The following is a 20,649-nucleotide window of genomic DNA, read 5'->3' as shown; positions in this document are numbered from 1 at the left end:
TTCAGGCGATTCGCACCCCGCCCGAGCCGTTGGGCTGCACGCCGAACTCCGGGTGCGCCAGCAGCCAGCCCAGGTATTCCGGATGGTTCGCCAGCGCGTCCGTGTACGCGGCGACGGCCGCCGCCAGCACCGGCTCGGCCACCGCCGCGGCCGGCACGTCCGGATGCCAGCCCAGCAGCAGCCGCCAGCGCAGCGGCGTGCCGGCGAGCCTGCGGGTGACCAGCCCGGCCACCGGACGGAACGTGGCCTGGCACAACGCCACCGCCTCGCCCGCGTCCACCAGGTCCAGCGCGGCCCGCACGTCCGCCTCGTACACCTTCTTCGGGGTGAAGCCGGAGCGGGCGCAGGCGGCGGCGAAGCAGTCGCCGAAGCAGCCGTCGCCCGGCGCGGCCACCCACCGCTCGCGCCGCAGATCGACCAGGTCGACGTCGGCGCGGCCGGCCAGCGGGTGGGTCTGCGGCAGCAGCACGCAGATCGGCTCGACCGCCACCTCCCGCCAGCTCAGCCCGAACCCGGCCGACGGCGTCGAGTCGCCGCACACCCCGGTCAGCGCGAAGTCGAGCCGGCCACCGGCCACCATCTGCGCGAGTTCGTCCACCGACCACGAGCCGTACGTGGTGATCTGCGCGTCCGGACGCTCGGCGGCCAGCCGGTGCACCAGCCGGCCCAGGATCGGGCTGTTCACGCCGCCGAAGCGGTACCGGCGCAGCGGATCGCCCGCACCGGCCATCCGGGCCGCCTCGTCCCGCAGGCCCTTCATCGCCGGCAGCAGCACCCGCGCCCGGTCCAGCACCAGCTCACCCAGCGCGGTCGGGCGGGCGCCGCGGCGGTCCCGTTCGAACAACGGCCCGCCCAGCGCCCTTTCGATCCGCTGAAGCTGGGCGGTCAGCGCCGGCTGGGCCAGGCCGAGCGCCGAAGCGGCCTTGGTGACGCTCCCCGTCTCCGCGATCGCGCAGACCACACGCAGGTGTCGCAGCTCCAGATCCATACCGTGACGGTAGGACCACGAACCGATACACGGAAGGGGCGATCGGCTCACCCCTCGCGGCGATGTTCCAGGTCGCTCAGCCGCGTGCGCCGTCCGGTGACCGCGTCGCGCACCTTGTCCAGCACCCCGACCGCCGGTTCGACGATCTTGTTCCAGGGCGGCGTGGCGGGCGTGCCGGGGTGCGGACGGGTCGGCGCCGCCTCCTCCGCGATCTCCCACCGGTTGCCCAGCCGGATCAGCTCGGCGTCGCTGGCCACCTCCCGCAGCGGCGTGACCAGCGCCGCGACGCGGCTGACGTGCCGGCGTACCCGCTCGGCCACGTCGGCGACCGCCGGGTCGTCCGCGCCGGACAGCTCCTTGAGCGCGGTCAGCAGCCCGGCGTCCGCCTCGATCTCCCGCTCGACCAGCTCCGCGGCGTCCGGCACGGCGGCGCGGGCCGCCGGGAACAGGTACTGCTCCTCGGCGGACAGGTGCCGGGACACCGCAGCGGTCAGGACGTCGAGCACCTCGCGCCGGCCGGCGGCGTCCAGCGTCGGGTCGGTGACCCGGTCGGCCAGCCCCAGCAGCACCCGGTGCTCGGTGTCCACGAGTTCGGCGACGCTGCGCCCACCCGGCCGGTACGTGTCGTCGGCGGCGGGCGGCAGCGGCGGCAGGGGGACGGTCATGGTGCCCTCCTCGTGACGGCCGGAGTCGATGTCCGGGCGGTCCGGCGGTACCCGGCCGGACGATCCGCGAAACCGCCGCCCGACACCGGCGGCCCGCGACCACCTCACCTGCTGGTATAAGGAAGCGATGACGAGCGACGCCGCCCCCGCCCGACCCGACGCCACCGACGAGGTCGTGGACCTCTGCCGCGACCTGCTGCGCATCGACACCACCAACACCGGCGACAACGACACCAGCGCGGGGGAGCGGCGCGCCGCCGAGTACGTGGCGGAGAAGCTCGCCGAGGTCGGCGTCGACGCCGAGATCCACGAATCCGCGCCCGGCCGGGCCAACCTGGTCGCCCGGATCCCCGGCACCGAGCCCGGCCGCGACGCGCTGCTGGTGCACGGCCACCTCGACGTGGTGCCCGCCGACCCGGACGAGTGGTCGGTGCACCCCTTCTCCGGCGAGATCCGCGACGGCTACCTGTGGGGCCGCGGCGCGATCGACATGAAGGACTTCGACGCGATGGTGCTCGCCGTGGTCCGCGACTGGCAGCGCACCGGCGTCCGCCCCCGGCGCGACGTCGTGCTCGCGTTCACCGCCGACGAGGAAGCCGGCAGCGACTACGGCGCGCACTTCCTCACCCGGCGCCACCGGGACCTGTTCGACGGCTGCACCGAGGCGATCGGCGAGGTCGGCGGCTTCTCCTACTCCGTCGACGAGCAGCGCCGCCTCTACCTCATCGAGACCGCCGAGAAGGGCATCGACTGGCTGCGCCTGCACGCCAAGGGCCGGCCCGGCCACGGCTCGATGGTGCACGACGACAACGCCGTCACCGCGCTCGCCGAGGCGGTCGCCCGGATCGGCCGGCACCGCTTCCCGGTCGTGATGACCGACACCGTACGAGCGTTCCTCGCCGAGGTCTCCGACGTGCTCGGCATCGAGATCGACCCGGACGACCCGGAGACCGCGATCGCCAAGCTCGGCCCGATCGCCAACATCATCGGCGCGACCGTCCGCAACACCGCCAACCCGACCCGCCTGGCCGCCGGCTACAAGGACAACGTCATCCCCGGCCGGGCCACCGCCACCATCGACTGCCGCAGCCTGCCCGGCCAGAGCGAGGAACTGGAGCGGCAGCTGCGCGAGCTGGTCGGGCCGGACATCGCCATCGAGTACGTCCAGCGCCAGCCGGCCCTGGAGACCACGTTCGACGGTGACCTGGTGGCGCACATGTCGGAGGCGCTGCGCGCCGAGGACCCGGGCGCGCACCCCGTGCCGTACATGCTCTCCGGCGGCACCGACGCCAAGGCGTTCTCCCAGCTCGGCATCCGCTGCTTCGGGTTCGCGCCGCTGCGGCTGCCCGCCGACCTCAATTTCTCCGGCCTGTTCCACGGCATCGACGAGCGGGTTCCGCTGGACGGACTACAGTTCGGCGTGCGGGTTCTGGACCGCTTCCTCCGTACCTGCTGACCGCGCCCGCCGCGGCGCCGCCGGCGCGGAACCTCCCCCCATCGCGAAGGGACTGCCACACATGACCGACCAGCACGGTGAGCTGGACGCCGCCCTCGAGCGGGTGATCGACGCGGCCCGCGCCCACCTGGCCGCCGTCCGGGCCGCCCAGGGCCGGATCGACGACGACGCCGTCTGGCAGGCGTACGTCGCGTTGAACAACGCCTCGTTCGCCTACGACGAGCAGCTGCTCGACGCGTTCGGCGAGGTGACGCCCTGGGACGTGGAGTCGATCGACCCGGACGAGGCCGACGAGCGCTTCGGCGCCGTCGAGGGCGGCGAGCCCACCGACCCGCACCCGCGGGTCATCTCGGTGCGGCAGCGGCGCGACTACCGGGTGCCCAGCGTCGCCGCGCTGCTGCGCGCGGCCGAGGCGGCCCGCCGGGAGGGCACCCCGGAGGAGGACGAGCCGGCGCCGGTGGAGGGCGTCGGCGAGGCGGTGCTGGAGCTGCTGCAGAGCGGCGACGGTTCGCTGTCCGCGCTCGACGTGCCGGAGCTGGAGCCGCTGGACGGTGTGGTGATGGTCAGCGAGGTCGGCACCCCCGTCGACCTGGAGTCGTTCGACGACGACGACCCGGTCGGCCCGTTCCAGCCGGCCGCCGACGACCGGCTGGTCGGCCGGCTCGACGAGCACCCGTTCATGGAGCTCGACGAGGAGCACGACCACGCGCACTAGGCCGTGCGCGTCCCCGGGGCGGCGCCGCGTCGCGCGGCCCCGGGGACGGGCCCCTCGTCAGTACGACAGACCCGGCTGCGACTGGTTGACCAGGCGGCGCCGCAGCACCACCTGCCGCGTGCCGTCCCGGTAGAGCCGCACCCGGGCCAGCTCCCAGCCGGAGAACTCGGCCTGGATCGCCAGCTGCGCCGCGGCGGTCAGCCGATCGACGTTCGAGGGCAACCGCAGCGGCGCGTATTCGTAGTCCATGCCCCTATGCTGCCCAGGTCGTGGGCCCTCCGCCACCCCCTGCGGGTGACCCGGATCGCCCTCGTACGGCTCAGCCGTCGCGCTCCGGATAGCCCACCGGCACCGCCGACACGTCGTCCAGCGCCGTGACGATCTCCTCCGGCAGCGTCATCCGCTCCACCTGCAACGCGCCGAGCAGCTGCCCGACGGTGCGGGCGCCCAGGATCGGCGCGGTCACGCCCGGCCGGTCCCGCACCCAGGCCAGCGCCACCTCCAGCGGCGACACGCCGAGCCCACCGGCCGCGATCGCCACCGCCTCCACGATGCTGGAGCAGCGCGGCTCCAGGTACGTCGCGACGAACCGCTCGAAATGCGGCGACACCGCCCGCGAGTCGGCCGGGCGGCCGTTGCGGTACTTGCCGGTGAGCACGCCCCGGCCCAGCGGCGACCAGGGCAGCACGCCCAGCCCCATCCCGGCGCAGGCGGGCAGCACCTCCCGCTCCACGCCGCGCTCCAGCAGCGAGTACTCCACCTGCGCGGCGACCACCGGGGCGCGCCCCGGCCAGGCGGCCTGCCAGGCGGCGGCCCGGGCGGTCTGCCAGCCGGAGAAGTTCGACACACCCACGTAGCGGGCCTTCCCGCTGGACACCGCGTGGTCCAGCGCCGAGAGCGTCTCCTCCAGCGGGGTGTCCGGGTCGTACCCGTGCACCTGCCACAGGTCGACGTGATCGGTGCCCAGCCGGCGCAGCGAGGCGTCCAGCGTACGCAGCAGGTGACCGCGCGATCCGTCCCGGCGGCGGCTGCCCGGCCGCAGGCCCGCCTTGGTGGCGATCAGCAGCTCGTCGCGGTCCACCAGGCTGCCCAGCAGCGAGCCGATCACCGACTCGGCGTCGCCGTCGGCGTACACGTCGGCGGTGTCGAGGAGGTTGCCGCCCGCGTCGAGGTAGCTCTTCAGCTGGGCGGCCGCGTCGTCGGCGTCGGTGTCCCGTCCCCAGGTCATGGTGCCGAGCGCGAGCCGCGATACCGCCAGCCCGCTTCGGCCGAGCGGTCGCTGTTGCATGCGTGAACCTTATTTCGAACCCGGCGTCACGGATATCCTCGCCGCAGTCAACTTCCCGCGCGAGCTCCACCCGGTGTGACATGTTCGGGGCGAGCCGGACGTCGAGGGCGCCACGCTCATTGCGTAACCTGATGCGACCTGTGGTGCGGACGGTGGGAGGATCAGTGCGACTCGGGCTCAACCTCGGATACCAGACGGCGTGGAGCACGCCCTTCGACCACCTGGCGCTGGCCCAGGAGGCGGACCGGCTCGGCTACTCGGTGGTCTGGGCCGCGGAGGCGTACGGCTCGGACTCGCCGAGCATGCTGGCCTGGATCGCCGGTCAGACGGAGCGCATCGACGTGGGCTCCGCGGTCATGCAGATCCCGGCCCGTACCCCCGCCATGACCGCGATGACCGCCGCGACCATCGACACGCTCTCCGGCGGCCGGTTCCGGCTCGGCCTGGGCGTGTCCGGCCCGCAGGTCTCCGAGGGCTGGCACGGCGTGCGGTTCGCCAAGCCGCTGGCCCGCACCCGGGAGTACGTCGACATCGTCAAGCTGGCGGTGGCCCGCAAGGAGGTCGCGTACGACGGCGAGCACTACACGCTGCCGCTGCCCGACGGCCCCGGCAAGGCGCTGCGGCTGGGCTTCCACCCGCCGCGCGACCACATCCCGATCTACCTGGCCGCAGTCGGCCCGAAGAACCTGGAACTGGCCGGCGAGATCGCCGACGGCTGGCTGGCCGTCTTCTACTCACCGGAGTTCGCCGAGGAGCACCTCGCCTCGGTGCGCGCCGGGCGCGCGGCGGCGGGCAAGGAACTGGCCGGCTTCGACGTGGTGCCGTCCGTGCCGGTCGTGGTCGGCGACGACATCGCCACCTGCGCCGAGCTGGTGCGCTGGTACGCCGCGCTGTACGTGGGCGGCATGGGCAGCCGCAAGCAGAACTTCTACAACCAGCTCGCCACCCGGATGGGCTACGGCGACGCCGCCCGCGAGGTCCAGGACCTCTACCTGGCCAAGCGGCAGCGCGACGCGGCCGCCGCCGTACCGATGGAGTTCATCGACCGCACCTCGCTGCTCGGCCCGAAGGAGCGCATCGCCGAGCGGATGCGGGAGTACGCCGCCGCCGGCGTGACCACGCTGTCGGTGTCGCTGTTCGTGGCCGACCGGGACAGCGGGGTGCAGACCCTGCGTACCGTCGCCGAGGCGCTGGAGCTGTCCGGAGTCGGCGAGTGACCTGGATCGAGGCCATCGTCCTGGGCCTGGTCCAGGGACTGACCGAGTTCCTTCCGGTGTCCTCGTCCGGGCACCTGCGGATCACCTCGGCCCTGTTCTTCGGCCGGGACGCGGGCGCGTCGTTCACCGCGGTGACCCAGCTCGGCACCGAGGCCGCCGTCCTGATCTACTTCGCCAAGGACATCTGGCGGATCGTCCGGACCTGGTTCGTCGGCCTGGTCGACCGTTCGGTGCGGTCGAGCCTCGACTACCGGATGGGCTGGTACGTCATCGTCGGCACCATCCCGATCGGCATCTTCGGGCTGATCTTCAAGGACCAGATCCGCACCGCCGGCCGGAACCTCTGGCTGATCTCCTGCACGCTGATCATCGGTGCGATGCTGCTGGCCTTCGCCGAGTACTGGGGCCGGCAGACCCGTACGCTGGAGAACTTCCGGATGCGCGACGGCGTCATCATGGGCTTCGCCCAGGCCGCGGCGCTGGTCCCCGGCGTCTCCCGCTCGGGCGGCACCCTGACCGCGGGCCTGCTGCTCAACCTCACCCGGGAGACCGCGGCCCGCTACTCGTTCCTGCTGGCGATCCCGGCCGTGGTGATCTCCGGCGTGTTCAGCCTCCCGGACGTCTTCGAGCCGTCCGCGCCGGGCACCGCCGCGCCGAGCGTGGCGCAGATGGTGATCGCGACGCTCATCGCGTTCGCCGTCGGCTACGCGGCCATCGCGTGGCTGCTGCGCTACGTCGCACACCACACGCTGTACGTCTTCGTGCTGTACCGGGTGGCGCTGGGCAGCCTGGTGATCTGCCTGCTGGCGACCGGCACGATCAGCGCGACCTGACGCTGTCTTCTGGTACGCGAAAGGCCGGCACCCCGTTGGTTCGGGGTGCCGGCCTTTCGCTGTTCTTACTTGGTTCGTCTCAGCTGTTCCAGTGCTGGGCGACGAGGTCGGCGGCCTGCTGTTCCCACTGGGCGTAGTGGTCGGGGTAGGCGGAGACCTGGACGGTCTGGGCGGCCTTGGTCAGGGGCATGTCGCGCCAGCCGTCGACCTGCTTGAGGCCCTTGAGGAAGGCGGTGGTGGAGTATTCGGGGTCGGTGATCTGCTCGACCGTGCCCCAACCGGAGGAGGGGCGCTGCTGGAACAGGCCCTGCGAGTCGTGGTCGTTACGGTCGCCGAGGTGGCCGAGGTTCTCCAGCTTCGACTCCTGCAGCGCCGTGGCGATGGAGACGACGGCGGCGCGCTCGTCCATGCCGGCCTTCTTGGTGGCGGCGATGATGGCCTTGACGTTGGCGGTCTGCTCGTCGTTGAGGTCGATGTGGGACTGGGTGCCCTGCACGCCGTGCGGGATGAGTGTGGCGGTGTCGAGCTTCGCGGCGGCCTGAGTGGTGGTGACCGCGGCGTCCCGCGTGGTGGGGGTGGTGGTGTCGTGGTTGAGGGGGCCGGCGGCGAGGCCACCGGCGACGGTCAGACCGGCGATACCGAGGATGCTCTTCCGCAGGATCGTGTTCATGAGGGGGCTCCATTCGGGGGTCGACGCCCGCGCCGAAGGGGGGTTCGGTGCGGGTGCGAGCACCGTCAGGCGCTCAAGAAAGGTTCGGGGGATCCGGCGTCCTGCTCACGCTGCCCGCGGCACGCCCGGGGGTGGCGTGCGGGGTTCGGCTGGGTGGCGCCGGAGACATCCACAACGACCGCCTGCCCGGGATCATTCCGGGGGCCTGCACCCGCGTTCGCGTGCTGCGGGGGTGCTGCTGCGGTCGTTCACCAGGTATAACGCCCCGGCCCCGCCCACGATTCCGCCAGCCGGGTGTCCCCGACCACCCTGAAACCGGACACCCGACGCAGCCCGGACACCGCCCCCATCCACCCGAGCCCGCCATGTCCCCGCCACCGACGTCGCGCCCGCCCCGCGTCCCGCCGCGTCGATCATGAACTTAGCGGCATCGTCTGTCCGGTTTGTCTCCGCCAACCTCATGATCGGCCGAGTGGGTGGGTCCGCGAGGGTGGAGCTATTGGCGCGAGCCCGGCCGGAGCGGGGCACCCGGCATCCGCCCACGCTCGGCGGGAGATCTTGGTACGAGAAGGCCCTCAGAGGGGCGCAAACCTTCCAAGATCTCCGCCGCCACGCACCTGATCCCGTCGAGCGCGGGCTGGGCGTCGCCCACGGGACGCCTTCCGTCGGTCGATCATGAAGTTGGCCGGGATTGCCGTCCGATTTGTCCAGGCCAACCTCATGATCGACGCCGAAAGGGGGGCGAAGGGGGCGGAGGCGGGCCGGGAGCCGGGAGCGGCCGGGAACGGGCTGTCGTGGCGGGACGATCATCGGGGGACGTACCGCCTAGGGCGTGTCCTGCCGATCTTGTAGTGGTTGATCGTTGACGATGTGTCGGTGGTGCGTCGTGGTGAGTTGACCGATGAGGCGTGGGCGGTGATCGCGCCGCTGCTACCGGAGCCGGGCGGTGCTCGTGGGCGGTGGCGAGATCACCGGCAGGTCATCAACGGGATTTTGTGGAAGCTGCGCACGGGTGCGCCGTGGCGTGACCTGCCCGAACGTTTCGGGCCGTGGAAGACCTGCCATGAGCGGCTGCGTCGGTGGAGCGCCGACGGGACATGGGATCGGATCCTCGCGGCGGCGCAGGTGCACGACGACGGCACACCGGTGCAGTGGACGATCAGCATCGACTCGTCGATCGTGCGGGCGCATCAGCATGCCGCTGGCGCCCGCAAAAAGGGGGCTCCCCGACAAGTCCGGCGACGCCTGGTGCGCAAGATGGCGAGGCCATCGGCCGATCACGCGGAGGACTGAGCACGAAAATCCACCTCGCAGTCGACGGACGCGGCCGGCCGTTGTCGATCCTGCTCACCCCGGGCCAGGCCGGCGACAACCCCCAGCTCCTCGCCCTGCTCGACGCGATCCGCGTCAACCAGCCCGGACCGGGCCGGCCCCGCAAAGCGCCCTGACGTGCTGATCGCGGACAAGGGCTACGCCCATGACTCCACCCGTCGAGCCCTGCGCCAACGCGGGATCCGGCACGTCATCCCCGAACGCGCCGACCAGATCGCCCGCCGCGCCGCCAAGGGCAGCACCGGCGGGCGACCACCCGCCTTCGACAAGGCGACCTACCGCAAACGCAACGTCGTAGAACGCTGCTTCAACCGACTCAAGCAATGGCGTGACCTGGCCACCCGCTACGCCAAACGCGCATCCCTCTACCGAGCCAGTCTGATCCTCATCGCCGCTGTCATCTGGCTTCCATGATCGACAGGACAGGCCCTAGGGTGGTCTGCGTGGCGACCCTTCTGCTTCTGCGACACGGCCGGACCACCGCGAACGCCGACGGCGGCCTGGCCGGGCGGCAACCGGTCGAGCTGGATGACACCGGCCGGGCGCAGGCCACGGCGGTCGGCGGGCGCCTCGCCGGGCTCCCGCTGGCGGCGGTGGTGACCAGCCCGCTCATCCGCTGCCGGCAGACCCTCGAGCTGGCGCTTCCCGGCACCGAGCCGGTCGTCGACGAAGGGCTGATCGAGTGCGGGTACGGCGACTGGGAGGGGCAGTCGTTGAAGAAGCTGGCGAAGGAGCCGCTCTGGCCGGTGGTCCAGCAGCACCCGAGCGCCGCCGCGTTCCCGCAGGGCGAGTCGATGGCGGCGATGTCCGCGCGCGCGGTCGCCGCGGTACGGGCGTGGGACGCGCGGGTCACCGCCGAGCACGGGCCGGAGGCCATCTGGCTGGCGTGCAGCCACGGCGACGTGATCAAGGCGATCGTGGCGGACGCGCTCGGCGTACACCTTGATCTTTTTCAGCGGATCGTGGCCGACCCGGCGTCGGTGACGGCGATCCGCTACACCCCGTTGCGGCCGTTCCTGGTCCGGCTCAACGACACCGGCGGTGACCTGTCGGCGCTGGTCCCGCCGCCGCGCAAGCGGCGCCGGCGACCGGCGCGGGCGGCCGAGTCCGACGCGGCGGTCGGCGGAGGCGCGGGCGCGGCCGGGTGAAGCGGGTGTACGCGGCGCGTTCGCTCTGGGCGGATTCGGCGTCGGTGGGCTGCGCGGTGCTTCCACACGCCGGATAGGGTCGTGGGTATGACGCACCAGGTGCACGCCTTCGAGCCGCCGGAGCGGTTCGTCGCCGGTACGGTCGGCCCGCCGGGGGAGCGCACGTTCTTCCTCCAGGCGCGCGGCGGCGGCCGGCTGGTCAGCGTGTCGCTGGAGAAGGTCCAGGTGTCGTTGCTCGCCGAGAAGCTGGAGGAGCTGCTCGCCGAGGCGCAGCGCCGCTTCGGCGTGAAGCTCCCGGAGCCGGTCACCACCGTGACCGGCGACAACGAGCCGCTCGACACGCCTGTGGACGAGGAGTTCCGGGTCGGCACGCTGGGCCTGGCCTTCGACGTGGACACCGCCACCGTGGTGATCGAGGCGATCGCCGTCGGTGAGGCCGAGGTCGAGGTCGAGCTGGGCGACGCGGACGACGACGCCGACGAGGACCCGGACGAGCCGGACGACGACCTCGACCGCCTGCGGGTGCGGCTGACCCCGGAGGCGACCCGCGAGTTCATCGAACGGGCCAAGCGCGTCGTCAACGCCGGCCGGCCCCCCTGCCCGCTGTGCGGCCAGCCGCTCGACCCGGCCGGTCACCTCTGCCCCCGGCACAACGGCTATCACCGGTGACCTCGTCGGAACTGCAGCCCCGACAGGACGGCGCCGAGGCGCTGCGGCTGCTCGCCGACGGTGAGCTGACCCTGGAGGGGCGGCTCGTCGACGCCTCCAACGCGACGCTGCGCGGCGTCATCGCGCTCGGCGACGTGACAGCGCACTGTGTCTACAAGCCGGTACGCGGCGAGCGCCCGCTCTGGGACTTCCCGGACGGCACGCTCGCCGGCCGGGAGGTGTCCGCCTACCTGGTGTCCCGGGCCACCGGCTGGGACCTGGTTCCGCCCACGGTGCTGCGCGACGGCCCGTTCGGCCCCGGCTCGTGCCAGCTCTGGATCGACGAGCCGGACGACGCCGAGCCGCTGGTCGGGTTCGTGCCGGCGCGGGAGATCCCACCGCGCTGGTTCCCGGTCGCCGCGGCGCGCGACGACGACGGGGCGGCGTACGCGCTGGCGCACGCCGACGACCCTCGCCTGGCCCGGCTCGTCGTGCTCGACGCGATCATCAACAACGCCGACCGCAAGGGCGGGCACGTGCTCGTCGGCCCGGACGACCGGATCTACGGCGTCGACCACGGCGTGAGCTTCCACGTCGAGGAGAAGCTGCGTACGGTCCTGTGGGGCTGGGCCGGCCGCGAACTGCCGCCGGACGCGGTGGAGATGCTCGACGGCCTGGCCGGGCAGCTCCGCGGGCCGCTCGGTGAGGAACTGGCCGAGCACCTGACCATCGGTGAGCTGGCCGCGCTGGCGGAACGGGTCGAGCGGCTGCGCGAGAGCGGCCGGTTCCCCCTGCCGCCGCAGGAGTGGCCGGCGATGCCCTGGCCACCCATGTGAGCTGCTGTCGCGTTGATCACCCGTAGGGCGGCACCCGAGCGTCTGACGGATCGTTAGGCTGGCGGTCATGGAGTCTTGGGCGGGACATGACGTGCCACGGCTGCCCGGCGAGGGCGTGTCGCTGAGGTTGTACGACTCGGCGCGGCAGGGCGCCCATCCCAGCCGGCCCGAGGGCGCGGCCTCGATGTACGTCTGCGGCATCACCCCGTACGACGCGACGCACCTCGGGCACGCCGCCACCATGATCACGTTCGACCTGGTGCAGCGGATGTGGCGCGACGCCGGCCTCGACGTGCGGTACGTGCAGAACGTCACCGACATCGACGACCCGCTGCTGGAGCGCGCCGAGCGCGACGGCGAGGACTGGAAGGTCCTGGCCATGCGGGAGACCGCGCTGTTCCGCGAGGACATGGAGGCGCTGCGGATGATCCCGCCGGCGCACTACGTCGGCGCGGTCGAGTCGATCCCGGACATCGCCGAGAAGGTGCTGATGCTGCTCAAGGACGGCGCGGCGTACCGGCTCGACGACGGCACCGGCGACGTCTACTTCGACATCTCCGCCGCGCCCCGGTTCGGCTACGAGTCCAACCTGACCCGCGAGCAGATGATCGAGCTGTTCGCCGAGCGCGGCGGCGACCCGGAACGCGCCGGCAAGCGCGACCCGCTCGACCCGCTGCTGTGGCGCGGCGCCCGCGAGGGCGAGCCGTCCTGGCCCGGCGGCGACCTGGGCCCGGGCCGTCCCGGCTGGCACATCGAGTGCACAGTCATCGCGTTGAACCTGCTCGGCGACCGGATCGACGTGCAGGGCGGCGGCAACGACCTGATCTTCCCGCACCACGAGTGCTCCGCCGCGCACGCCGAGCGGCTGACCGGCGAGGCACCGTTCGCCGACCACTACGTGCACGCCGGCATGATCGGCCTGGACGGCGAGAAGATGTCGAAGTCCCAGGGCAACCTGGTCTTCGTGTCCCGGCTGCGGGCCGACAAGGTCGACCCGATGGCGGTCCGGCTGGCGCTGATGAGCGGGCACTACCGCAGCGACCGCTCCTGGACCGACGACCTGCTCACCGAGGCGCAGGAGCGGCTGGGCCGCTGGCGGCGGGCCGCCGCCGCGCCGGCCGGGCCGTCGGGGGCGGCGTTGCTGGCCGCGGTACGCGAGCGCCTGGCCGACGACCTGGACACGCCGGGTGCGTTGGCGGCGGCCGACAGCTGGGCCGAAGGCGCCCTGAACGGCGTCACGGACGACGAGACCGCTCCGGCCCTCTTCCGAGACACGGTGGACGCCCTCCTAGGCATCGCCCTCTAGCCCCGCCCCGCCCTTCCGCCGCGTCTCATCGCCCTCGCGCCGCGCCTTCTCGCCCTGCTCGCGCGTCGATCTTGCACTTGCGGCCCACGTTCCGGCGTTTTTGCCCCGTTCGCGGGGGCCGCAACCGCAAGATCGCGCCGTCCGGGGGCGGGTGTGGCGTGGGTGGAACGTGGTGGGTGCGTCGAGGACGGTTTGACACACGTGATGTTCCACTCGGGCGTGGCCGGCCCCGGCTGCTCCGTGCGCTGGCGACCCGACCGCTGACTCGGCGATCTTGCAGTTGTGGCCCCGTGGGTGTCGTGAATGTCCCGTTCGCCGGGGCGGGAAGTGCAAGATCGCCGGGGTGCCGGGGTGCCGGGGTGCCGGGGTGCCGGGGTGCCGGGGTGCCGGGGTGCCGGGGTGCCGGGGCCGGGCGACGAGGGCGGGTCAGCCCAGGACCAGGCCCGGGTCGGGGTCCTGGTCGGGTGCGGGGGCGGGGATCTTGTACTCCTCGGTCAGCGTGGTCATCGGGCCGGGCCAGGTGGCCTGGGCGACCTCGATCGGCTTGTGCCGCTCGTCGTAGGCGACGTGCAGCAGGTGCAGCACCGGCGTGTCCGGGCGGATCTGGAGGATCTCCGCCTCCTCCCGGCTGGGCTGGCGGGCGCTGATCGTGTCGGTGGCGGTGACGTACCGCCGGCCGGTGACCTCCTCCGCCTCCTGGTACAGCGGCCGGCCGAATGCCTCGGCCCGCTCCAGTGACGTGCCGGCGGTGTCGGCGGGCAGGAACCAGGACGCGCCGACCTCGACCGGGGAGTCGTCGGTGCGTACCAGGTGCCGCCGGCAGAGCAGCTCGGTGCCGTCGGCGACGCCGAACGCGTCGGCCACCTCGGACGGGGCGGGGGAGCGGCCGACGGAGACGAGCTGCTGGCGGTACCGGGCGGCCAGGTCGGTGTGGTAGCCGCGGAAGCCGCCGTATCGGCCCCGGGACAGGCGGTTGAGGCGGCGCCGGGTGCCCCGGACGTACGTACCGGAGCCGGGTTTGGTGATCAGGATGCCCTCGACCCGCAGCTGGTCGACGGCGCGCTGCACGGTCTGCTTCGCGACGCCGAACATCTCGGCGATGGCCGGGATGGACGGCAGCCGCTCGCCCGGACCCCAGTCGCCGCGGCGCACCTGGGCCTTGAGCTGCGCGGCGATCTGCCGGTGCGGGAACTCGGCCGCGCCGGGGTTGATCTGCATGCCCGCCTCCTCACAACAGCTAGGTTCCTAGGATGCCCTAGCGGGTGTGACGGCGCCACCCCGGACACGAAGAAGCCGGGCCCCGGCAGGGGGGCCCGGCTTCGACGGAAGGGTGCTACCAGGAACCCGCTGTCGGCCCGGCGGAACCGCCGCGGCGGCGCAGGTACTTCTCGAACTCCTGGGCGATCTCGTCCCCGGTCAACGGGGTGATGCCGGCGTCGCCGACCCGTTCCTCCAGCTCACGGACATACTCGCCGAGTTCGGCGTCCTGCTCGGCGGCGCTGCGCACCCGCTGCTCCCACTCGGCTGCCTCCTCGGCCAGGTCGGCCATCGGCACCGGCAGGTCGAGCACCTCCTCGACCCGGTGCAGCAGGGCGAGGGTGGCCTTCGGGCAGGGCGGGTTGTTGGCGTAGTGCGGCACGTGCACCCAGAACGACACCGCGTCGACCTCGGCCCGGGTGCAGGCGTCGTGCAGCACGCCGACGATGCCCGTCGGCCCGTCGTACCGGGTGGGGGTGAGCTGGTAGCGCTTGGCCGCGTCGGCGTCCGACGCGCTGCCGCTGATCGGCAGCGGCCGGGTGTACGGCACGTCGGCCAGCAACGCGCCGAGCAGCACCACCCGCTCGACCTCCAGGCTGTGGCAGATCTCCAGCACCTGCTCGCAGAACGTACGCCAGCGCATGCTCGGCTCGATGCCGCGGATCAGCACCACGTCGCGCTCGGTGCCCTCCGGGCTGGCCACCATGAAGCGCGTGGTGGGCCACTCGACGCGCCGGGTCTCCCCGTCGGCCATGGTGATCGTCGGGCGGCTCACCTGGAAGTCGTAGAAGTCCTCCGGGTCCAGCTCGGTCACCTCCCGGGCCTGCCAGACCTGTTCCAGGTGTTCCACGGCGGCGGTGGAGGCGTCGGCGGCGTCGTTCCAGCCCTCGAAGGCCGCGATGGCGACCGGCGAGCGCAGTACCGGCAGCCCGTCGAACTCGGTCACGCCGTCACCTCACCCTGCTCGTCGGGCGCGGCGCCGCCCCGTCGCACGGTCGCACCCCAGTTGTCCTTCACGTCCGTCAGCCTACGTGCCGCCGCCGGGCCCGGCCCGTCGGCCGCGCCGGTCGCCGGGCCGGACCACTCGGGCGAACCGGCGGAAAGGTGTACGCCGGCCCGGTGGGCAGAATGTGGGAAGGCCCGGTTCGGGTGACTCTGCCGCACTCGGGCGCACTAACCTGGGGCATGTGCCTATTTCGTTGCGTGACCTGCTGGCCGATCGGATCCTGATCGCGGACGGCGCGATGGGGACGATGCTCCAGGCCGCCGACCTCACCCTCGACGACTTCGACGGCCTGGAAGGCTGCAACGAGATCCTCAACGTGACCCGCCCGGACGTGGTCCGCGGCGTGCACGACGCCTACCTGGCCGCGGGCGCCGACTGCGTGGAGACCAACACGTTCGGCGCGAACCTGCCCAACCTCGCCGAGTACGGCATCCCCGGCCGCATCCGGGAGCTGTCCGAGGCGGGCGCGCGGATCGCGCGGGAGGCCGCCGACGCGTACGCGACGGAGGAGCATCCCCGGTTCGTGCTCGGCTCGATGGGTCCGGGCACCAAGCTGCCCACCCTCGGGCACGCGAGCTACGCCTCGCTGCGCGACGCGTACCAGGAGAACGCCGCCGGCCTGATCGCCGGCGGAGCGGACGCGCTGATCATCGAGACCTGCCAGGACCTGCTCCAGGTCAAGGCGGCGGTGGTCGGGTCGAAGCGGGCCCGCGCCGAGGCCGGCCGGGACGTCCCGATCATCTGCCAGGTCGCGGTGGAGACGACAGGCACCATGCTGCTCGGCAGCGAGATCGGCGCCGCGCTGACAGCGATCGAGCCGCTGGGCGTCGACCTGATCGGGCTGAACTGCTCCACCGGCCCGGCCGAGATGGGCGAGCACCTGCGCTACCTGGCGCAGCACTCGCGTATCCCGATCTCGGTGATGCCGAACGCGGGCCTGCCGGTGCTGACCGCCGACGGGGCGTACTTCCCGCTCAGCCCGGACGAGCTGGCCGACGCGCTGGAGCAGTTCGTCACCGACTACGGCGTGGCCCTGATCGGCGGCTGCTGCGGCACCACCCCGGAGCACATCCGGGTGCTGGTGGAGCGACTCGGCGGGCGGGCGCCGGTGGCGCGGGAACCCGAGCCGGAGGCCGGGGTCTCCTCGATCTACCACCACGTGCCGTTCGCCCAGGACGCGAGCATCCTGATGGTGGGGGAGCGGACCAACGCCAACGGCTCGAAGGCGTTCCGCGAGTCCATGCTCGCCGGGGACTGGCAGGCCTGTGTGGAGGTCGCGCGCAGCCAGGCCCGGGACGGCTCGCACCTGCTGGACCTCTGCGTCGACTACGTGGGCCGTGACGGCACGCAGGACATGCGGGAGCTGGCCGGCCGGTTCGCCACCGCCTCGACGCTGCCGATCGTGCTGGACTCCACCGAACCGGCCGTGATCGAGGCCGGGCTGGAGATGCTCGGCGGCCGGTGCGTGGTCAACTCGGTCAACTTCGAGGACGGCGACGGTCCCGAGTCCCGCTACGCGCGGATCATGCCGGTGGTCAGGGAGCACGGCGCCGCCGTCGTGGCGCTGCTCATCGACGAGGAGGGCCAGGCCCGCACCCGCGAGTGGAAGGTACGGGTGGCCTGCCGGCTGATCGACGACCTGACCGGCCGGTGGGGGATGCGCCGGGAGGACATCCTCATCGACGCGCTGACGTTCCCGATCGCCACCGGGCAGGAGGAGACCCGCCGCGACGGCATCGAGACGATCGAGGCGATCCGGGAGATCGCCGCGCGCTACCCGGGGGTCAACTTCACCGCCGGGATCTCGAACGTCTCGTTCGGCCTCAATCCGGCGGCCCGGCAGGTGCTCAACTCGGTCTTCCTGCACGAGTGCGCCCAGGCCGGGCTGACCTCGGCGATCGTGCACGCCAGCAAGATCCTGCCGATGTCGCGGATCCCGGACGAGCAGCGTGAGGTGGCGCTCGACCTGGTGTACGACCGGCGTCGCGAGGGCTACGACCCGGTGCAGCGGTTCATCGAGGCGTTCGAGGGCGTGGACGCGGCCTCGGCGCGCGCCACCCGGGCCGAGGAACTGGCCGCGCTGCCGCTGGACGAGCGGCTCAAGCGGCGGATCATCGACGGCGAGCGCAACGGCCTGGAGGCCGACCTGGACACCGCGATGGCGCAGGGGCGTACGCCGCTGTCCATCATCAACGACCTGCTGCTGGACGGCATGAAGGTGGTCGGCGAGCTGTTCGGCTCCGGCCAGATGCAGTTGCCGTTCGTGCTCCAGTCCGCCGAGGTGATGAAGACCGCGGTGGCCTACCTGGAGCCGCACATGGAGAAGACCGACGACGACGGCAAGGGCCGGATCGTGCTCGCCACGGTGAAGGGCGATGTGCACGACATCGGCAAGAACCTGGTCGACATCATCCTGTCCAACAACGGCTACGACGTGGTCAACATCGGCATCAAGCAGCCGATCAACGCGATCCTCGACGCCGCCGAGGAACACCGGGCCGACGCGATCGGCATGTCCGGCCTGCTGGTCAAGAGCACAGTCATCATGAAGGAGAACCTGGCCGAGATGGCCTCCCGAGGCGTGGCCGAGCGCTGGCCGGTGCTGCTCGGCGGCGCGGCGCTGACCCGCGCGTACGTGGAGGACGACCTGCGGTCGATCTACCCGGGCCAGGTGCACTACGCCCGCGACGCGTTCGAAGGGCTGTCCCTGATGGACCGCGTGATGGCGGCCAAGCGCGGCGGCGCGCCGATGGTCGACCCGGAGCGCGAGGCGGCACTGGCGGCCCGCCGGGAGCGCCGCGAGCGGCAGCGGGCGCAGGTGCGCGAGGCGTTGCCCGAACTGGACGACGCGTCGGTCCGCTCCGACGTGGCGGTGGACGTGACGGTGCCGAAGCCGCCGTTCTTCGGCACCCGCGTCGTCAAGGGTGTGCCGCTGGCCGACTACGCGGCACTGCTCGACGAGCGGGCCACGTTCCTGGGCCAGTGGGGCCTGCGCGGCGCCCGTGGCGGGAAGGGCCCGTCGTACGAGGAACTGGTCGAGACCGAGGGCCGGCCCCGCCTGCGGTACTGGCTGGACCGCCTGATCTCCGACCAGGTGCTGGAGGCGGCCGTGGTGTACGGCTACTTCCCGGCCTACTCCGAGGGCAACGACCTGGTGGTGCTGGACGAGAACGGGCACAGCGAGCGGGCCCGGTTCTCGTTCCCCCGGCAGCGGCAGGAGCGGCGGCTGTGCCTGGCCGACTTCTTCCGGCCCAAGGGCGACCAGCTCGACGTGGTGGCGTTGCAGCTGGTCACCGTGGGGCAGCCGATCAGCGAGTACACGGCGAAGATGTTCGCCGGCAACGAGTACCGCGACTACCTGGAGGTGCACGGCCTGTCCGTGCAGCTCACCGAGGCCCTCGCGGAGTACTGGCACCGGCGGATCCGGGCCGAACTGGTGCTGCCCGGCGGCGGCACTGTGGCCGACGACGACCCGGCCGACCTGGCGGGTCTGCTGCGCACCGACTACCGGGGCTGCCGGTACGCGTTCGGCTACCCGGCCTGCCCGGACCTGGAGGACCGGGCGAAGATCGTGGAGCTGCTGGGCGCGGAGCGGATCGGGGTGCAGTTGTCCGAGGAGTTCCAGTTGGTGCCGGAGCAGGCCACCGACGCGATCGTGGTGCACCACCCGGAGGCGAACTACTTCAACGCCAAGTGACGCCGTCACCCTTCCTGAGCTGGGCAAACAGGGCCGGGGCGCCCTGCTACAGGGGCCTGCCCGGTATGCGCGCGCCGCATCCCCACCACGGCCTCGTCGCGACGACCGCGCCGGTCGACGTCCGAACATCCGTCGTCAAGGCGCACTTGAGGTAAAGGCCTTTTCTTTATTTAGTCGGACGTTGCTTGTGAGATTTAGAACGTCGACCAGGGGCATTCTCACTGCCTTTGGAAGCATCTCCGCGGGGCCTTTGCCGAGGAGTCAGCAGATTGGAAGAGCTTTTCGTCTTGCTCTCAATGCGGTCCCCGCCTCCGAATGCCTGCAAGTAAGGAAGCGCCATGAGGAGATACGTGTCGGCAGGCTTCTGAACGACCGTTTCCCATAATGCGTCAGAATGCTGATCCTCGGTCAATGCGAAACCGAAGAACCCTGCGCACGCGACGATCGCCAATAATGTGGATACCCACACGTAAGGCGCTACCGGCACCGTAATGTTGACCCAAAAAATATTCAAAGTCTCAAAGGTGACCTCTGCCTTCGACCAGTCGGCTGCTAGCGAGACAGGCATTGAGGCCCAAGCTAGAGAATATATTAACGCCCATATAATAACGGACACCCCGAGAGCGAGAGAGCCTAGGCGGCGAGCCGCCCTTAGGCGCGTTGAAGTTCTGGCGGCTTCGAGGATTCGTGCCGCCGCTTCCTCGGGTTGATCCGTCTCCATAGCGGAACGGATTTCGCGTCTCATTGACGCCTCGTCAAGTTCCTGATCACGGCTATGGCGCATCTTCTTGATCTCCCGGAGGGCAACTGCATCACGATCCGAAAGCCCCGAAAGGCGATCCGCTGCCGTGTGAAGAACGTTCGCTGATTGGGTGCGCATGATGCGCCAAGCCAAGAGCATCATCGGTGGTAGAAGGGCGAGAGCGGCAAACCACCCAAGTCGATCTCGTGCTGCCGCTGCCAGCCTCCATGGATCCTCCGTTAGCAATGGTAGGAGAACGATAATCAGCGATACAGGAATGAAGAGCGGAAGCTGAGTCGCGATCGTGGCGGCGCTTCCGACTCCCCGAAGGGTTGGAACAATGACCAGCGGAAGCACATGGGTTGGTAGAACCGCGTCGAATCCATCAACGATAATTAGGTGGGCGAACGATGCGCCCCACAGTCCAAGGAAGAAGAGATAAAAGGCCTTGGCCGACAGTTTGGCGTAGCCTATCAATGCGCCGCCCACGAAGAGGGACATGATAATTGCTGTGAGAGCCCACCATGCATTCCAATCTAGATGAGTGATGGAGTATATCCAGAGCCCCAACAGGATGCTAAACATCAAGTAGATGCTCATCCGGTTGCCCATCAATGAATAGTCTGGCGGCTCGCTCTTACATAATTTGCCATAGCCATTACGACGAAGCCAGCGGACCAGTAGTATCCGCAATAAGCTGCGCTGATCAGACTCGACACTCAACGGATCACTGCACCATTTCTATCGTTGTTCCTGACGGCAAGTGGCGATCGTAGCCGCGCAGCGCTGGGTATGGCAGGTGGCGCGCCGTACGAACAGCACTGCCGGCGGCTCGTTGCGGGGCC

At 71.3% G+C, this 20,649-nt stretch carries 17 protein-coding genes and 1 pseudogene; 10 read left to right on the top strand and 8 right to left on the bottom strand.

Features of this window, described 5'->3' with window-relative positions:
- Position 1 precedes the first annotated feature (1 nt).
- Both ML5_RS27315 and ML5_RS27310 read right to left on the bottom strand, forming a co-directional pair.
- Positions 2 to 988, bottom strand: coding sequence for a LysR family transcriptional regulator (locus ML5_RS27315; protein WP_013286066.1), 987 nt, complete (start codon positions 986 to 988; stop codon positions 2 to 4).
- Between the two features lie 47 nt (positions 989 to 1,035).
- On the bottom strand, positions 1,036 to 1,653 hold the full coding sequence (locus tag ML5_RS27310) for a hemerythrin domain-containing protein (RefSeq protein ID WP_013476979.1): 618 nt from the start codon (positions 1,651 to 1,653) through the stop codon (positions 1,036 to 1,038).
- A gap of 127 nt (positions 1,654 to 1,780) precedes the next feature.
- Between ML5_RS27310 and ML5_RS27305 the strand changes: the two genes are divergently transcribed.
- Both ML5_RS27305 and ML5_RS27300 read left to right on the top strand, forming a co-directional pair.
- Complete coding sequence (locus ML5_RS27305; protein ID WP_013286068.1) at positions 1,781 to 3,109, top strand: M20/M25/M40 family metallo-hydrolase; 1,329 nt, start codon at positions 1,781 to 1,783, stop codon at positions 3,107 to 3,109.
- Between the two features lie 61 nt (positions 3,110 to 3,170).
- Entirely contained in the window at positions 3,171 to 3,824 is a 654-nt protein-coding gene (locus ML5_RS27300; protein WP_013286069.1) for a hypothetical protein, read from the top strand.
- A gap of 57 nt (positions 3,825 to 3,881) precedes the next feature.
- Here ML5_RS27300 and ML5_RS27295 read toward each other — a convergent pair whose 3' ends face one another.
- Both ML5_RS27295 and ML5_RS27290 read right to left on the bottom strand, forming a co-directional pair.
- Positions 3,882 to 4,073: a DUF5703 family protein gene (locus ML5_RS27295; protein ID WP_030274256.1), complete on the bottom strand. Its 192-nt coding sequence runs from the start codon at positions 4,071 to 4,073 to the stop codon at positions 3,882 to 3,884.
- 70 nt (positions 4,074 to 4,143) lie between these two features.
- Positions 4,144 to 5,112, bottom strand: coding sequence for an aldo/keto reductase (locus ML5_RS27290; protein ID WP_013476978.1), 969 nt, complete (start codon positions 5,110 to 5,112; stop codon positions 4,144 to 4,146).
- Between the two features lie 164 nt (positions 5,113 to 5,276).
- On the opposite strand from ML5_RS27290, the gene ML5_RS27285 reads away from it, so the two are divergent.
- The gene (locus tag ML5_RS27285) at positions 5,277 to 6,329 is read left to right on the top strand and encodes an LLM class F420-dependent oxidoreductase (RefSeq protein WP_013286072.1); all 1,053 of its coding nucleotides are present in this window, start codon (positions 5,277 to 5,279) and stop codon (positions 6,327 to 6,329) included.
- A complete protein-coding gene (locus ML5_RS27280) occupies positions 6,326 to 7,162 on the top strand; it encodes an undecaprenyl-diphosphate phosphatase (RefSeq protein WP_013286073.1) in 837 nt (278 codons plus the stop codon). Before ML5_RS27285 ends, ML5_RS27280 begins: the two co-directional genes overlap by 4 nt.
- Before the next feature lie 79 nt (positions 7,163 to 7,241).
- Here ML5_RS27280 and ML5_RS27275 read toward each other — a convergent pair whose 3' ends face one another.
- Positions 7,242 to 7,832 carry a hypothetical protein gene (locus ML5_RS27275; RefSeq protein ID WP_013476977.1) on the bottom strand — a complete coding sequence of 197 codons (591 nt, stop codon included), beginning with the start codon at positions 7,830 to 7,832 and terminating at the stop codon, positions 7,242 to 7,244.
- A gap of 879 nt (positions 7,833 to 8,711) precedes the next feature.
- On the opposite strand from ML5_RS27275, the pseudogene ML5_RS31690 reads away from it, so the two are divergent.
- From ML5_RS31690 to mshC, 5 genes and pseudogenes are all read left to right on the top strand, one after another.
- Positions 8,712 to 9,578: pseudogene (locus tag ML5_RS31690) on the top strand (IS5 family transposase).
- Between the two features lie 20 nt (positions 9,579 to 9,598).
- Complete coding sequence (locus ML5_RS27260; protein WP_041784302.1) at positions 9,599 to 10,312, top strand: histidine phosphatase family protein; 714 nt, start codon at positions 9,599 to 9,601, stop codon at positions 10,310 to 10,312.
- An 87-nt stretch (positions 10,313 to 10,399) separates the two neighbouring features.
- A complete protein-coding gene (locus tag ML5_RS27255; protein ID WP_013286077.1) occupies positions 10,400 to 10,981 on the top strand; it encodes a DUF3090 domain-containing protein in 582 nt (193 codons plus the stop codon).
- Positions 10,978 to 11,796, top strand: a complete 819-nt coding sequence (locus tag ML5_RS27250; RefSeq protein WP_013286078.1) for an SCO1664 family protein — start codon at positions 10,978 to 10,980, stop codon at positions 11,794 to 11,796. Before ML5_RS27255 ends, ML5_RS27250 begins: the two co-directional genes overlap by 4 nt.
- A gap of 67 nt (positions 11,797 to 11,863) precedes the next feature.
- Positions 11,864 to 13,102, top strand: coding sequence for a cysteine--1-D-myo-inosityl 2-amino-2-deoxy-alpha-D-glucopyranoside ligase (gene mshC, locus ML5_RS27245; RefSeq protein WP_013476974.1), 1,239 nt, complete (start codon positions 11,864 to 11,866; stop codon positions 13,100 to 13,102).
- Positions 13,103 to 13,528: 426 nt separating this feature from the next.
- Here the strand turns inward: mshC and ML5_RS27240 are convergent, their stop codons facing one another.
- Positions 13,529 to 14,320 (bottom strand): GntR family transcriptional regulator, encoded by a 792-nt coding sequence (locus ML5_RS27240; protein ID WP_013286080.1) that lies wholly within the window; start codon positions 14,318 to 14,320, stop codon positions 13,529 to 13,531.
- 115 nt (positions 14,321 to 14,435) lie between these two features.
- Positions 14,436 to 15,305 carry a PAC2 family protein gene (locus ML5_RS27235; RefSeq protein ID WP_013286081.1) on the bottom strand — a complete coding sequence of 290 codons (870 nt, stop codon included), beginning with the start codon at positions 15,303 to 15,305 and terminating at the stop codon, positions 14,436 to 14,438.
- A gap of 241 nt (positions 15,306 to 15,546) precedes the next feature.
- Between ML5_RS27235 and metH the strand changes: the two genes are divergently transcribed.
- A complete protein-coding gene (gene metH, locus ML5_RS27230) occupies positions 15,547 to 19,062 on the top strand; it encodes a methionine synthase (RefSeq protein ID WP_013476973.1) in 3,516 nt (1,171 codons plus the stop codon).
- Between the two features lie 166 nt (positions 19,063 to 19,228).
- Here metH and ML5_RS32160 read toward each other — a convergent pair whose 3' ends face one another.
- On the bottom strand, positions 19,229 to 20,416 hold the full coding sequence (locus tag ML5_RS32160) for a hypothetical protein (RefSeq protein ID WP_143766960.1): 1,188 nt from the start codon (positions 20,414 to 20,416) through the stop codon (positions 19,229 to 19,231).
- Positions 20,417 to 20,649 lie beyond the last annotated feature (233 nt).

The sequence above is a fragment of the Micromonospora sp. L5 genome, from assembly GCF_000177655.2.
GTDB lineage: Bacteria > Actinomycetota > Actinomycetes > Mycobacteriales > Micromonosporaceae > Micromonospora > Micromonospora aurantiaca.
Note: the sequence above shows the minus strand (reverse complement) of the source record. Positions and strands in the feature narration are given on the sequence as shown.

Coding starts and splice junctions, on each gene's coding strand:
- ML5_RS27315 (WP_013286066.1), bottom strand. CDS start 988: ATGGATCTGGAGCTGCGACACCTGCGTGTGGTCTGCGCGATCGCGGAG.
- ML5_RS27310 (WP_013476979.1), bottom strand. CDS start 1,653: ATGACCGTCCCCCTGCCGCCGCTGCCGCCCGCCGCCGACGACACGTAC.
- ML5_RS27305 (WP_013286068.1), top strand. CDS start 1,781: ATGACGAGCGACGCCGCCCCCGCCCGACCCGACGCCACCGACGAGGTC.
- ML5_RS27300 (WP_013286069.1), top strand. CDS start 3,171: ATGACCGACCAGCACGGTGAGCTGGACGCCGCCCTCGAGCGGGTGATC.
- ML5_RS27295 (WP_030274256.1), bottom strand. CDS start 4,073: ATGGACTACGAATACGCGCCGCTGCGGTTGCCCTCGAACGTCGATCGG.
- ML5_RS27290 (WP_013476978.1), bottom strand. CDS start 5,112: ATGCAACAGCGACCGCTCGGCCGAAGCGGGCTGGCGGTATCGCGGCTC.
- ML5_RS27275 (WP_013476977.1), bottom strand. CDS start 7,832: ATGAACACGATCCTGCGGAAGAGCATCCTCGGTATCGCCGGTCTGACC.
- ML5_RS27255 (WP_013286077.1), top strand. CDS start 10,400: ATGACGCACCAGGTGCACGCCTTCGAGCCGCCGGAGCGGTTCGTCGCC.
- mshC (WP_013476974.1), top strand. CDS start 11,864: ATGGAGTCTTGGGCGGGACATGACGTGCCACGGCTGCCCGGCGAGGGC.
- ML5_RS27240 (WP_013286080.1), bottom strand. CDS start 14,320: ATGCAGATCAACCCCGGCGCGGCCGAGTTCCCGCACCGGCAGATCGCC.
- ML5_RS32160 (WP_143766960.1), bottom strand. CDS start 20,416: ATGGGCAACCGGATGAGCATCTACTTGATGTTTAGCATCCTGTTGGGG.